This window comes from Roseburia sp. AM51-8, from assembly GCF_003478275.1.
GTDB classification, from domain to species: domain Bacteria; phylum Bacillota; class Clostridia; order Lachnospirales; family Lachnospiraceae; genus Pararoseburia; species Pararoseburia lenta.
In genome coordinates this window covers 13544-28031 of sequence record NZ_QUEY01000004.1, presented here as the reverse complement: position 1 = coordinate 28031, position 14488 = coordinate 13544, and the positions used below count along the sequence as shown (strand labels likewise).

At 47.0% G+C, this 14488-nt stretch carries 13 protein-coding genes and 2 pseudogenes; all 15 read left to right on the top strand.

Annotated elements, in window-relative coordinates; translation table 11 throughout:
* Positions 1 to 2: 2 nt before the first annotated feature.
* The 15 genes and pseudogenes from DW996_RS09380 (at position 3) to sigE (ending at position 14426) form a co-directional block, all read left to right on the top strand.
* Positions 3 to 311 (top strand): DUF1540 domain-containing protein, encoded by a 309-nt coding sequence (locus DW996_RS09380; protein WP_118281954.1) that lies wholly within the window; start codon positions 3 to 5, stop codon positions 309 to 311.
* Between the two features lie 103 nt (positions 312 to 414).
* A complete protein-coding gene (gene lgt, locus DW996_RS09375) occupies positions 415 to 1290 on the top strand; it encodes a prolipoprotein diacylglyceryl transferase (protein WP_118535536.1) in 876 nt (291 codons plus the stop codon).
* Positions 1291 to 1584: 294 nt separating this feature from the next.
* Complete coding sequence (gene mraZ / locus DW996_RS09370; protein WP_118281952.1) at positions 1585 to 2016, top strand: division/cell wall cluster transcriptional repressor MraZ; 432 nt, start codon at positions 1585 to 1587, stop codon at positions 2014 to 2016.
* Positions 2017 to 2029: 13 nt separating this feature from the next.
* Positions 2030 to 2977, top strand: coding sequence for a 16S rRNA (cytosine(1402)-N(4))-methyltransferase RsmH (rsmH, locus tag DW996_RS09365; RefSeq protein WP_118281951.1), 948 nt, complete (start codon positions 2030 to 2032; stop codon positions 2975 to 2977).
* 26 nt (positions 2978 to 3003) lie between these two features.
* Positions 3004 to 3471 carry a hypothetical protein gene (locus tag DW996_RS09360; RefSeq protein WP_118535535.1) on the top strand — a complete coding sequence of 156 codons (468 nt, stop codon included), beginning with the start codon at positions 3004 to 3006 and terminating at the stop codon, positions 3469 to 3471.
* Between the two features lie 73 nt (positions 3472 to 3544).
* Entirely contained in the window at positions 3545 to 5353 is a 1809-nt protein-coding gene (locus DW996_RS09355) for a peptidoglycan D,D-transpeptidase FtsI family protein (RefSeq protein ID WP_178011081.1), read from the top strand.
* A 31-nt stretch (positions 5354 to 5384) separates the two neighbouring features.
* Positions 5385 to 7132, top strand: a pseudogene (locus tag DW996_RS09350) (peptidoglycan D,D-transpeptidase FtsI family protein).
* A gap of 74 nt (positions 7133 to 7206) precedes the next feature.
* Entirely contained in the window at positions 7207 to 8160 is a 954-nt protein-coding gene (gene mraY / locus DW996_RS09345; protein WP_118281947.1) for a phospho-N-acetylmuramoyl-pentapeptide-transferase, read from the top strand.
* Positions 8161 to 8184: 24 nt separating this feature from the next.
* Positions 8185 to 9546: a UDP-N-acetylmuramoyl-L-alanine--D-glutamate ligase gene (gene murD, locus DW996_RS09340; protein WP_118535533.1), complete on the top strand. Its 1362-nt coding sequence runs from the start codon at positions 8185 to 8187 to the stop codon at positions 9544 to 9546.
* Positions 9547 to 9549: 3 nt separating this feature from the next.
* Positions 9550 to 10673, top strand: a pseudogene (locus DW996_RS09335) (FtsW/RodA/SpoVE family cell cycle protein).
* Positions 10674 to 10701: 28 nt separating this feature from the next.
* Positions 10702 to 11481, top strand: coding sequence for a cell division protein FtsQ/DivIB (locus tag DW996_RS09330; RefSeq protein WP_118535532.1), 780 nt, complete (start codon positions 10702 to 10704; stop codon positions 11479 to 11481).
* A gap of 139 nt (positions 11482 to 11620) precedes the next feature.
* On the top strand, positions 11621 to 12859 hold the full coding sequence (gene ftsZ / locus DW996_RS09325) for a cell division protein FtsZ (protein ID WP_118281943.1): 1239 nt from the start codon (positions 11621 to 11623) through the stop codon (positions 12857 to 12859).
* Positions 12860 to 12950: 91 nt separating this feature from the next.
* Positions 12951 to 13526: a sigma-E processing peptidase SpoIIGA gene (locus tag DW996_RS09320; RefSeq protein WP_118535531.1), complete on the top strand. Its 576-nt coding sequence runs from the start codon at positions 12951 to 12953 to the stop codon at positions 13524 to 13526.
* Positions 13436 to 13708: a sigma-E processing peptidase SpoIIGA gene (locus tag DW996_RS13630; RefSeq protein WP_158575302.1), complete on the top strand. Its 273-nt coding sequence runs from the start codon at positions 13436 to 13438 to the stop codon at positions 13706 to 13708. The genes DW996_RS09320 and DW996_RS13630 overlap by 91 nt, the downstream gene beginning before the upstream one ends.
* A 4-nt stretch (positions 13709 to 13712) precedes the next feature.
* Entirely contained in the window at positions 13713 to 14426 is a 714-nt protein-coding gene (gene sigE / locus DW996_RS09310; RefSeq protein ID WP_118281941.1) for an RNA polymerase sporulation sigma factor SigE, read from the top strand.
* The last annotated feature ends 62 nt before the right edge of the window (positions 14427 to 14488 follow it).

The window sequence follows — 14488 nt, the reverse complement described above, 5'->3', positions numbered from 1 at the left end:
GTATGACACAATTAGATTGTAGAGCGACAGAGTGCCGTTACAATGCGGACAAGATGTGTGCCAGAGCAGGTATCACTGTGGAAGGTACAAGCGCAAAGAAGAGTGATGAGACATATTGCGGTAACTATGAAGTGGGCAAAGACGGATGCGCCTGCAACAGAGCCGGAGAGCCGGACGGTGTGACAGAGATCACCTGCGATGCCAAGAACTGCCATTACAATGCCTCTGGCAAGTGTGAGGCGGGAAGTGTGGATATTGCTGACAGTACAGGTGTCGGACAGACCATGTGTGCAAGTTTTGCCATGAAATAAGAAAAAAGATGAAAAAGATCCGCAAGTTTTTTTGCGGGTCTTTTTCTATGGCATAAAATGTGCTAGAGTATGGAAATAGGAAAAGGAAAGGCGGATTTTTAAAATGAATATGGATATCAATTTTCCAAACCTACATATCTATCTGGAACATGTAGGAAAGAACATAAACGTCTTTGGCATCACGATCGCTTACTATGGCATGATCATTGCACTTGGCATGCTGCTGGGCGTATCACTGATCTTGCATCGGGCAAAAAAAGACGGACTGGACCCGGATCAATGTCTGGATATCTGCATTTTTACCATTATTTTTGCCGTGATCGGGGCGAGGATCTACTATGTGGTGTTTGCCTGGGATTATTATAAGGATAATCTGCTGTCGGTCTTTAATATCAGACAGGGCGGCCTTGCCATTTACGGCGGTGTGCTTGCCGGGGTCCTGACAGCCTATATCATGTGCCGGATCAAAAAGATCCCATTCCTACAGTTCGCAGATCTGGCGGCACCGGGACTTCTGGTCGGACAGATCTTGGGACGCTGGGGCAACTTCTTCAACCGGGAAGCCTTCGGACAATACACGGATGGACTCTTTGCCATGGAACTGCCATTAAATGCTGTACGGTCCATGGATGACATCACGCAGGAGATGCTGGCACACGCGAGAGTGGCAGACGGCGTGACCTATGTACAGGTACATCCGACCTTCCTGTATGAATCCCTCTGGAATCTGGCACTTTTGATCTTTATACTGGCAATGACAAAACACAAGAAGTTTCACGGAGAGTTTTTCTACTTTTATCTCTTCTTTTACGGCTTGGGACGCTTCTGGATCGAAGGACTGCGTACCGACCAGTTGAAGATGTGGGTCACCGGATTTCCGGTATCACAGGCACTGGCACTGGTTCTGATGGCGATTGCCCTGATCCTTTTTGCCCTCGGTCTGCACAAGTCCAAACAAAATAATGCACAAAAATTATAATTAAATATTGTAAAAATTTTTATACACTGGAAGAAAAACGTATAAAAAGGGACAAAACCACAAGAACTTGTGCTTAAAAATAAAAGGACACAAGAAATAGTAGTGGGATTTGCCACCACCATCTACCACAAGCCCGAAAGCCTTGATTTTACAAGGTTTTCGGGCTTGCTTTTTGCCCTTTAATACCATAAAATAATCATAAAAGTGGTGCGAAGTGGTATATAGTGTCATGAAGTGGTGGATAAGTGGATAATTTCGTGGATAAGATGCTAGGGGAAAGGAGGTACAGCAGTTATGTTCATGGGAGAATATAGTCATAACGTAGATGCCAAGGGCAGACTTATTGTTCCGGCAAAGTTTCGTGAACAGTTGGGCGATCAGTTCGTTGTGACAAAAGGCGTGGACGGCTGTCTGTACGTATATTCCCAGGAAGAATGGAAACGCATCGAGGAGAAGTTCCGCGAAGTCAATCTGACAACAAAAGACGCACGTAAATTTATGCGTTTCTTCTTTGCGGGTGCTGCCATGTGTGAGGTGGACAAGCAGGGACGTATTCTGATTCCGTCGGTACTTCGTGAATTTGCAGGACTGGAAAAGGATGTTGTCTTAGTAGGTGTTCTGACCAAGATCGAGATCTGGGACAAGGATCGTTATGCGGATGCAAGTTCTTATGATGACATGGACGAGATCGTAGAGCATATGGCTGAGTTGGGACTGAGTATTTAGGAGTGGAACATAGATGGACTTTAAGCATTATTCGGTACTCTTACCGGAGACAATCGAACAATTACATATCAAAGAAGACGGCATCTATGTAGACGGGACACTCGGCGGTGGCGGACATTCTTATGAGATCGCCAAACGGCTGACGACAGGACGCCTGATCGGTATCGATCAGGACTATGATGCGCTGGAAGCCGCAGGCGAGAGACTAAGACCATTTGCAGACCGTGTGACTTTGGTACACAGCAATTATGAAGCCATGGTTGAGAGAGTCCACGAACTTGGCATTGATAAGGTAGACGGTATTCTTTTAGATCTTGGCGTATCTTCTTTTCAGTTAGACACACCGGAGAGAGGATTTTCCTACATGGTCGAGGATGCACCTTTGGATATGCGCATGGATCAGGACAATCCGATGACAGCAGCGGATATCGTCAATGACTATTCCGAGGAAGACCTTTATCGCATCATCAGAGACTATGGAGAAGATCGATTTGCAAAGAACATTGCCAAGAATATCGTAAAAGAACGTCAAAAAGAGCGGATCACAAGAGCAGGACAGTTAAATCAGATCATTGAACGGTCGATCCCGAAAAAATTACAGGTTACCGGCGGACATCCGGCAAAGCGCACGTATCAAGCGATCCGTATTGAACTCAATCGGGAATTGGATGTGCTGGAGCAGAATCTGGATGCATTTATCGATCTTTTAGCAGAGGATGGCAGGATCTGTATCATCACCTTTCATTCTTTGGAAGACCGCATCGTAAAGAATACGTTTAAGAAAAATCAGGATCCATGTACCTGCCCGAAAGATTTTCCGGTATGTGTATGTGGAAAGAAGTCCAAAGGACGTGTGATCACAAGAAAACCGATCCTTCCATCCGAAAAGGAACTGGAAGAAAATACCAGATCACGAAGCGCAAAATTACGTGTATTTGAAAGAGGGACAAGCAGCAGATAGTTGGGAGTTTGAAAAAGGAGAGGACTATGACTGAGGTAAAGACTTATTATTATACAGACGGCAATACCGTACGACAGGTAGAACAGCCGCTTCCGGATCGCCATACCAGAGAGCGTGAGATCCGTGAAGAAAGAGAAAGAAAGAGAAGACAGGCAAGACGCAAGGCACAGGCAGCTATGCGCCGCAAACGTGTCTATTCTATGTATATCGTATCCGTGGCAGTTGCATTGGTGGGCCTTTTTGTAGGCTATATCAATCTGACCAACAGCATCACGACACATATGGATAATATTTCGGCTTTGGAGCAGAATATTTCTGATCTCAAGGCATCCAACAGTGCGACCGAGAGCCGCATCGCCAGTGCGACCAATTTAGGCGACATCAAGACGGTTGCCATCAATGAGATGGGCATGGTCTATGCAAATGCTGACCAGATCGTGTATTATGATATGGATAGCAGTGATTATATGAACCAGTATCACAATATTCCATAGGATAGGAGTTTTTTGATTGGCTAGACAGATACGAAGAAGCAGAAGGAAAAAACCGAAAAAGTTACTTAGGAGAATGCATAATAAGCTTTACATTGTTTTTGGAGTATTATGCATTCTTTTTGTGGCTTTGATCTTCCGGCTCATGTATATCGAATACACGAGTGGGGAGAAATACGAAAAGATCGTGCTCTCACAGCAGGAATATGACAGTACGATCATTCCGTATAAGCGCGGTGACATCGTGGATAGCAAGGGGACGGTTCTTGCGACAAGCGTAGATGTTTATAATGTCATCCTGGACAGCAAGGTCTTGCATGCAAACGAGGAAAAGATTTCATCTACCATCGCCTATCTGACCCAGTGCTTCCCGGAGATCACGGCGGACCAGGTCAATCAGGAGATCACAGACAACCCGGATCGGGAATATACAGTGCTGGCAAAGCATGTTTCCTATGAGGAAAAGGCGGCTTTTGAAGCCTTAATGAACGGCGAAGATACCAAGGATCAGATCGCGGGGATCTGGTTTGAAAAAGAATATACAAGGACTTATCCTTACAATTCGCTGGCAAGTGCCATGATCGGCTTTGCTAATGCAACGACCGGTGTGATCGGCTTGGAAAATCAGTATAACGATACTTTAAACGGTACCAATGGCAGATCTTATGGGTATCTGAATGCTGACAGCAATCTGGAGCAGACGGTCATTGAACCGGAAAACGGCTATTCTCTGGTGGCAACAATAGACACCAATATCCAGTCCATCGTGGAGAGTGCCATCTTACAGGCAAACGAAGAGATGAAGCAGGAGACGGAAGGACAGGCGACCGGCAGTAATAATACGGCAGTCCTTGTTATGGATCCACAAAACGGGGATGTGCTTGCCATGGCATCCTATCCGAACTTTGATTTGAATAATCCAAAGGATCTGAGTGCATACTTTACAGAGGAAGAACTGGCGGGAATGTCGGATGAAGACAAGATGAACCAACTCAATAAACTCTGGCAGAATTATACGATTTCAAATACCTTTGAACCGGGTTCTACCTTTAAGCCGTTTACCGAGGCTATGGGACTGGACTCCGGCAGCCTGCGTGGGGATGAGACCTATATCTGCGATGGTAGCGAGTGGGTCAGCGGACATGAGATCCACTGTGTCAACCGTAGTGGTCATGGTACCGAAGACCTGCGTGGGGCTCTGAGGGATTCCTGCAACGATGCCCTGATGCAGATGGTGCGCGCCATCGGACCTGCCAACTTTGCCAAATACAGCAGGGAATACGGGTTCGGACAAAAGACAGGCATCGACCTGCCGGGTGAGGCATCTACGGCATCTTTGATCTTTAGTGAGGAACAGTTGGCGCGGACGGAGTCAAACCTTGCCGTTTCTTCTTTCGGACAGGGCTTCAATGTGACTATGATCCAGTTGGCATCCTCCTTTTGCTCCCTGATCAATGGTGGCAATATCTATCAGCCGCATGTGGTAAAAAAGATCGTGGATGGCTCCGGCAATACCGTGCAGGAGATCAGTCCGGTCGTGACCAAGGAGACGGTTTCCCAGGAAGTCAGTGACACCCTGCGCGACTATATGTACACAGTCGTCAGTGAGGGAACCGGTGCCAAGGCAGCAGTTGAGGGCTATGCTATCGGTGGTAAGACCGGTACGGCGGAAAAAGTGCCGCGTGGATCCGGTAACTATGTGGTATCCTTTATCGGATTTGCTCCGGTAGACGATCCTCAGGTCGTGGTCTATGTGGTCGTGGATGAGCCGCATGTGGCAGACCAGTCACATTGCTCACAATCCTCCTACATTGCAAAGAATATCTTTTCACAAATCTTACCTTATATGAATATTGAACGTATGGATTCTGTGGCAGCAGAATAAAATGTGATAAAGCGTTTTATGGAGGCTTGGCATGGAACGATTGCGTGTGTACTCCCACCGAAAGGCAAAACTGATCGGTGGGACCTTTATCGTCGTTTTGCTGGCTTTAGGGCTGCGCGTAGGCTATCTGATGATCTTTCGGGCAAGCCATTACGCGGAACTGGCGGTAGAGGTGGAGCAGCGGGAGCGCAAGGTGAAGGCGGCAAGAGGACGCATTATTGATAGAAATGGCGCAATTCTTGCGTCAAATAAGACGGTATGCACAATTTCCGTCATACATAACCAGATCGAGGATCCGGAGGCGGTCATTTCCTGTCTGACTAAGGAACTGGGGCTGACGGAGGAAGAAATACGAAAGAAAGTAGAAAAGGTGTCCTCCATCGAAAGATCAAGACCAATGTGGAAAAAGACATTGGGGATGCCATCCGTGCCTATGATCTTGCAGGGGTCAAGGTGGATGATGACTACAAGCGCTATTATCCCTATGATCGCATCTTATCTAAGGTCTTAGGCTTTACCGGTGGCGACAATCAGGGCATCATCGGGCTGGAGGCTTATTATGATGAGGCTTTGCAGGGAGAGGATGGAAAGATTCTGACCTATACGGATGCCAGAGGCGTGGAGGTCGCCGAACTGGGGGAGGTTCGGCTGGAACCGGAGGCAGGGGATGATCTTTATGTCTCGCTGGACTACAATATTTCACGTTTCGCCACCCAGTTGGCAGAACAGACCATGCAGCGCCATCAGGCATCCGGTGTGGAGATTATTGTCATGAATCCGAAAAATGGGGAGATCTATACCATGGTCAACGTACCGGAGTTTTCCCTGCAGGAACCTTTTACCTTAACGGAATACATGGCGGGGCAGACTGGGGAGAAGACCGATCTTTTAAATGAGATGTGGCGCAATATCTGTATCAGTGATACCTATGAACCGGGATCGACTTTCAAGATTATCACAACGGCTGCGGCACTGGAAGAAGGGGTAGTCACGCCGGAGGAATCCTTTTACTGTAATGGCAGTATCACGGTGGAGGATACGCGGATCCGTTGTCACAAGACAACGGGACATGGGAGCGAGGATTTTACCCATGCCATCATGAATTCCTGCAATCCGGTCTTTATCCAGTTGGGACTGCGTCTGGGAGCGCCGCGTTTCTTTCATTATTTTGAACAGTTCCAGATGCTTTCGACGACCGGGATCGACCTGCCCGGCGAAGGAGCGACCATCATGCACCAGTTAAAAAATGTAGGCCCAGTGGAACTGGCGACCATTTCCTTTGGTCAGTCTTTTCAATTAACGCCCATACAGATGGCATCTACAGTGTCCTCTCTGATCAATGGGGGAGAGCGCGTTACCCCGCATATCGCACTGACCTGCCGGGATCGCGATGGCAAGGTGACAAGAACTTACAAGACCAAGGACAAAGGCAGTGTCGTATCAAAGGAGACCTCTGAGATCCTGCGAGGTCTTTTGCATCAGGTGGTAGCGGAGGGGACCGGTAAGAACGGTCAGGTTGCAGGCTTTGCCGTAGGAGGCAAGACGGCGACATCGCAGATGCTTCCTCGCGGGAGCGGAAAGTATATCGCTTCCTTTATCGGGTTTGCCCCGGCAGAGGATCCCGAGGTCTTAGCCATCGTTATTATCCATGAGCCCCAAGGCATTTATTATGGCGGCACGATCGCGGCACCGGTGTGCAGCCAGTTGTTTGAAAACATCCTGCCTTATCTGGGCGTGGAAGAGACCGAAAAAAATACGGATAGTGCAGTTGCGCAATAGTGCCAAAACACTTATACTATTTAGTTGAAAAAAATGAAATTTGCAAAAGAATGCATAATAAACAAGGAGTCGTTATGGTTGAAAAAATTTTATTTCCGGTACTTATTTCATTTGGGATAGCAACGATTCTAGGACCTATTGTTATTCCTTTTTTACGAAGACTCAAGGTTGGACAGACGGAGCGTGAGGAGTTGGAGTCGCATCAGATCAAGACAGGAACGCCGACCATGGGCGGCCTGATCATTTTGGCAGCGATCGTGATCACATCTCTTTTTTATGTGTCACGTTATCCCAAGATCATACCGATCGTATTTCTTACGGTAGGTTTTGGCGTTATCGGATTTCTGGATGATTATTTAAAGGTTGTTCTGCGCCGTTCGGATGGACTTTTGGCATGGCAGAAGATGCTTTTACAGATCGTGGTGACAACGATCTTTGCCGTATATCTGGTGCGTTACACGGATGTTTCTTTGACCATGCTGGTGCCGTTTTCCGGCGGACATTACATTGATCTGGGCTGGCTTGCCATTCCGCTCATGTATTTTGCCGTGATCGGTACGGTCAACGGCGTCAACTTTACAGACGGACTGGATGGTCTGGCATCTTCGGTAACGGTATTGGTTGCAGTATTCTTTACGGTGGTAGCCGTAGGGATGAACAGTGGAATCGAGCCGGTGACCTGTGCGGTCGTGGGAGCACTCTTAGGATTTTTGCTCTTTAATGTCTACCCGGCAAGTGTCTTTATGGGAGATACCGGATCTTTGGCACTGGGCGGTTTTGTGGCAGCAACGGCTTATATGTTACAGATGCCACTCTTTATCCTGATCGTGGGTCTGATCTATCTGGTAGAGGTTTTATCCGTGATCATCCAGGTGACATTCTTTAAACTGACACACGGAAAACGTATCTTTAAGATGGCACCGATCCATCATCATTTTGAACTTTCCGGCTGGTCAGAGACCAGAGTTGTAGCCGTATTTTCCATCATCACGGCACTGCTTTGCCTGATCGGATATGCAGCACTTTAAACGAGAAAAGTCAGGAGGCAGATTGTGGATATTTCAAATAAGACAGTACTTGTCGTAGGAACAGGAAAAAGTGGCGTGGCAGCAGCAAAACTCTTGCTGCATCATGCAAAAAAGGTATATATACAGGATGGTAATGAGGCTTTGGATGTGGCAGCATTCCGCAGCAAGAACCCGGAACTGACACCGGTGGAACTGATCCTGGGGGATGTATCGGAGGATATGTTAAAGTCCTTTGATATTGCCGTTTTGAGCCCGGGCGTGCCGCTGGATATTCCTTTGGTAGAAAAGATGAAAGCTTTGGGCATGACCATCTGGGGCGAGATCGAACTGGCATATGTCCTTGGCAAGGGGCACGTGGTAGCCATTACCGGAACCAATGGTAAGACGACGACAACAACCTTGGTCGGTCAGATCATGGCAAGACATTTTGCACATGTGGCAGTCGTTGGAAATATCGGTATTCCTTATACGAGCGTGGCAGAGGAGACGACAGACGATACGGTTGTTGTGGCAGAGATCAGCAGTTTCCAGTTGGAGACCATTGATACGTTTGCACCGAAAGCGGCTGCGATCTTAAATATCACGCCGGATCATCTGAACCGCCATCATACCATGGCAAATTATATTGCTGCCAAGGAGAGCATCGTAAAGAACCAGACCAGGGATGATCTGTGTGTGCTCAATTATAATGATGAAGTCCTGCGTGCCTTTGGAAAGACCTTAGAGCAAAAAGTCGTCTTGTTTTCCAGCACCGAGACTTTGGATGCTGGGCTCTATCTACAGGAAAATGAGATCCTGTGGGCAAGAAATGGAAAGACCGAGCATATTATTTCGGTGGAAGAACTCAATATCTTAGGTGCACACAATTATGAAAATGTTATGGCAGCGGTTGCACTTTGCGATGGCATGGGCGTGCCGATGGAGACGATCCGGGAGGGACTGAGAGACTTTCATGCAGTAGAACACCGTATCGAGTTTGTCTGCAAAAAGAATGACATTGCCTTTTACAACGATTCCAAGGGAACCAACCCGGATGCCGCGATCAAGGGCATCTGTGCCATGAACCGCAGGACAGTCCTGATCGGTGGTGGTTATGACAAGGAGTCCGTTTATGATGAGTGGATCGATAGTTTTGATGGCAAGGTCAAGCAACTGGTCCTGATCGGACAGACGGCGAAGAAGATCGCGGTCTGCGCCGATGCACATGATTTTCATGATTATGTCTTTGCGGATTCTTTAGAGGAAGCCATAGACATTGCCTATGAGACAGCAGAACCGGGCGAGGCTGTTCTTTTATCACCGGCATGTGCAAGTTGGGGCATGTTTGACAATTATGAACAGCGTGGAGATATCTTTAAAGCATATGTAAGAAATCTAAAGGAGTAATGCATGGAGAGAGCCGTGACTGCGCAAAAAAAGAAAAGAAAGCGCACCGGAACAACCAAATATATCGACTATACTTTACTGCTGATGATCATATGTATCTTAGGTTTTGGTCTTGTCATGTTGTATAGTACCAGTGCCTATAATGCAACCTTGAAGTTCGGCAGTTCCATTTATTATCTGAAAAGACAGGCGATGTCAGCAGGACTTGGTTTTGTTCTGCTTTATATCTGTGTCAAACTGGATTACCATTTTTTGCCAAATTTGCGGGTGTGGCGTATCTTTTGGCGACGGTTCTGTGTTTGGCGGTAAACTTTGTGGGAACCAGTAGTCATGGATCCTCCCGCTGGCTCAACATTGCAGGATTTTCCTTCCAGCCGTCCGAACTGGCCAAGGTTGCCGTGATCTTATATCTGGCAACGGTAATCAGTAAACGACCGATGGCTATGCGCACCTTCAAGGGCAATATAAAACTGCTGGCAACGATCTTGCCTATCTTTGTGGTGGTTGCCTATAACAACCTGAGTACCGCCATCATTATTGTGGGGATCGCCTTTATCATGGTCTTTATTTCCAGTCCCAAGACGGCACCGTTTATCCTTGCTTTTGTGGGCGTTGCTTTACTGGCGGTTGTCTTTATTTTTGGAACATACCGGCAGGAGCGTGTGCAGATCTGGCTACACCCGGAAAATTACGACACCGGCTATCAGACCCTGCAGGGCTTGTATGCGATCGGATCCGGCGGACTTTTTGGCAAGGGGCTGGGCGAGAGTATCCAGAAACTGGGCTTTGTCCCGGAGGCGCAGAATGATATGATCTTTTCCATCATCTGTGAGGAACTGGGACTTTTCGGAGCCATCTGTGTGATACTTATGTATATTCTTTTATTGTGGCGTCTGCTTTTGATCGCGACCAATGCCAAAGACATGTTTGGATCCTATCTGGTGATCGGCATTATGGTGCATATCGCCTTACAGGTTATCTTAAACATTGCCGTTGTGACCAATTCCATGCCAAACACCGGTGTTACGCTTCCTTTTGTCAGTTATGGAGGAACCTCCATCATGTTTCTGATCGCGGAGATGGGCGTAGCCCTCAGCGTGTCAAAGAGTGCGCATGTGGAGACTTAGGATAGAAAGAGGATGGAGACTGTGATTGATGAAACGAAAAGGAAGAAACAACCAAGAGATCCCAAAGAAAAAAAAGAAGAAATTTTCCAAGTTCCGCTTTTACTTTTTTAATATAGTCCTGGGTGTGATCATCTGCCTGCTTGTCGCAGCTATGGCGATCTATGCTTTTTGTACGGTGCATACGGTGACGGTCAAAGGCAATACCGTCTATACGGAGGAGGAGATCAAGCAGTTGGTACTGGACGACTCCTATTCCAAGAATACGGTCTATGCCTGGGGCAAGAACCTCATCAAGCCAAAGACCGATATTCCTTTTGTGTCCGCGATCAAGGTAAAGATCAAGGGCTATGACAAGTTGGAGATCGACGTGACGGAAAAGAAACTTTTCGGATGCGTTTTGCTTTCGGACAACCGTATGGCTTACTTTGATGAAGATGGAAAAGTGGTGGAGGTGTCGGACCGCGTCATTGAAAATGTGATGCAGGTGTCCGGGATCACCCTGGATAAGGCAAAGGTCGGCAGTAAGGTCGGGCTGGAAAAAGACCAGTTATCCTTCATGTTAAATCTTTTAAAGATCTTAAAGAAGTACGACATTGCGATCAGCAGCCTTTCTTTTGATGAAAGAGGCCACATTACGGTCGTTTACGGAAGTATTCTGATCTGTGTGGGAAATGATACTAACGTGGAAGAAAAGATCATGCGTCTGCCACATATCCTGCCAAATCTGGAAGGACAAAGCGGAACACTACATTTAGAAAACTGGACACCGGATAACACAGATATTGTGTTTGAAAGACCAAAAGAATAGCCTGTATAAATTTCAATTTTTTTGAAAAATAGGTTGATAAATGAATAAAATTTATATATTATAATCTATATGGGTTTGTAGAATAGGATTTATGGGTTCACTCATAGATTTTGAGATAGGAAGAAGGAGGATTAAGACCTTGCTTGAAATAATGACGAATGAAGCGGATACCAGTGCCAAGATTATCGTGATCGGAGTAGGTGGCGCAGGAAATAACGCTGTGAATAGAATGATTGATGAGAATATCGCAGGTGTTGAGTTTATCGGGATCAATACAGATAAGCAGGCACTTTCCCTTTGCAAGGCACCGACATTGATCCAGATCGGTGAGAAACTGACCAAGGGTCTTGGTGCAGGCGCACAGCCGGAGATCGGTCAGAAGGCAGCAGAGGAGACCGCAGAGGAGATCGCAGCCAATGTCAAGGGCGCAGATATGGTATTCGTTACCTGTGGTATGGGTGGCGGAACCGGAACAGGTGCAGCACCGGTTGTTGCCAAGATCGCCAAGGAGCAGGGCATCCTTACCGTTGGTGTTGTGACCAAGCCATTCAAGTTTGAAGCAAAGACACGTATGGTCAACGCAGAGTCCGGTATTGAGAGACTCAAGGAAAATGTTGATACTTTGATCGTGATCCCGAATGATAAATTATTAGAGATTGTAGACCGCAGAACGACTATGCCGGAAGCACTCAAGAAGGCAGATGAAGTATTACAGCAGGCAGTACAGGGTATTACAGACCTGATCAATCTGCCGGCTCTGATCAATCTGGATTTCGCAGATGTCCAGACTGTTATGAAGGACAAGGGTCTTGCTCATATCGGTATCGGTACAGCCAAGGGTGACGAAAAGGCAACAGAGGCTGTTCGTATGGCAGTAGAGAGTCCACTTTTGGATACGACCATCAATGGCGCAACACATGTCATTATCAATATTTCCGGAGATATTTCTCTTATGGATGCCAATGCAGCATCTACTTATGTCAAGGATCTTGCAGGAGATTCTGTCAATATCATCTTCGGTGCCAAGTATGATGAGTCCAAGCCGGATGAAGCAACGATCACAGTCATTGCTACAGGCTTAGAGGACGCACCGGCAGCAGCACCAAAGCCATCTATGGGCAGTTCTCTCTTAAATAATATGCAGTATGCCAGCGGGCTTGGCACACCAAAGCCATCCGTAAGCGGATTTGGCGCAGGCGTACATACACAGCCTACGACACAGGCACCGAGACCATCGGCAGCATCACAGGCTGGTGGAGCATCTGTAGGAGGCGGTATGGGCAACTTCCCACCACTGACCAAGCCACAGCAGCCGACCAGCACAGTCAAGCAGGAAGACATCAAGATTCCTGAATTTTTAAAGAACACAAGAAAATAATCTAGCAGGCTCGTTTCGACAGAATTTATAAAGCCACTTCCTTATAATTGATCTTATCAAAAGGAGGTGGCTTTTTATTTATGTCGTTTATTTGGATGTTCTTGTTCTACAAAATCTTATGCTGGATCTGGCAAGTCTTCTAGCCCTTGCGATCTGGCAGGAAAAATCTATGTCGGTGCCAAGGCTGGTCTTAGCGAGCCTGCTTGCTACGGGGCTTGGCTGTCTGGCATATCTGTTTTTACATTCCTTTTGGGGCTATGTCATTTTTGTCGTTTTTCTTGTCAATCCACTCATGCTGTTACTGGCATTTGAAAGGACAGCCCCTAAGGCATTGGCAGTCCTTTATTTTCGCCTGCTGATCGTTTATGCAGGATTGGGCGGGCTGGTGTCCCTGTTGGATCTGTATCTGCCGGCGGAGATCCGGGACTTCTTATTGCCTCTGGCATGTGCTTTGTTTTTTTTGCTTACGGTCATTGCATCGATCTTACAGGCAAGAAAAAGAGAGCAGCGGGAAGTGGCGATCCTAGTGTGTGGGCATGTGGAAAAATGCAGGCACTCGCCGATACCGGAAATCTCTTGCGTGACCCCATCAGTGGCAGACCGGTTTGCGTGGTGTCGGAAGACTATAAGGAGAAATGGAAGATCCCGGCAGAGCGGATGCGTCTGATCGCCTATGAGACGGTGGCAGGGCAGGATTTTATGGAGATCGTGGCAGCAGATAAATTCCTGATGAAAGAGGCGGGAAAAATGGTCAGCCAGAAAGAGATCCTGCTGGGATTTGGCAAGGCATCCTTGTTTCAGGGGAAAAATTACCAGATGATATTACATAAAGATTTTTGTTGGGAGTGAGCATATGCGTTTATTGTTTCGATGGCTTACGAGAGAGAAACTGGAATTGCTTTACATCGGTGGATGTGAGGTGCTTCCGGAACCTTTGAATGCAAGAGAGGAACAGGCATGTATCGAGGCTATGCAGGATCATCAGGATAAGGAGGCAAAGGAAAAACTGATCGCCCATAACCTGCGTCTGGTCGTCTATATCGCCAAGAAATTTGATAATACCAAGGTGGGAACCGAAGACCTGATCTCCATCGGCACGATCGGTCTGATGAAGGCAATCAATACCTTTGATGCCTCCAAGAGCATCAAACTGGCGACCTATGCGTCGCGCTGTATTGAAAATGAGATCCTTATGTATCTGCGTAAAAATAACAAGCAGAAACTGGAGGTTTCGATTGATGAACCTCTCAATGTGGACTGGGATGGAAATGAACTTCTTTTGTCGGATATTTTAGGCACGGACGAGGATGTGATCTACCGGGATTTGGAGACGCAGGCAGATCTCAAACTATTACATCAGGCCTTAAAGACCTTAAACGGCAGGGAGAAGATGATCATTGAACTGCGTTTCGGGCTACATAGCAAAGATGGGGAAGAACTGACGCAAAAGCAGGTGGCAGACCTTTTGGGAATTTCCCAATCCTATATTTCCCGTCTGGAAAAAAAGATCATGAAGCGGCTGCATCGGGAGATGGCACGGCAGGAAAATGGTATGAAAGTAGTGTGATTTTTTGGAAAAATGTTATATAATATGGATATGGAACAGGAAATTTTCTGACGAAACGGAGG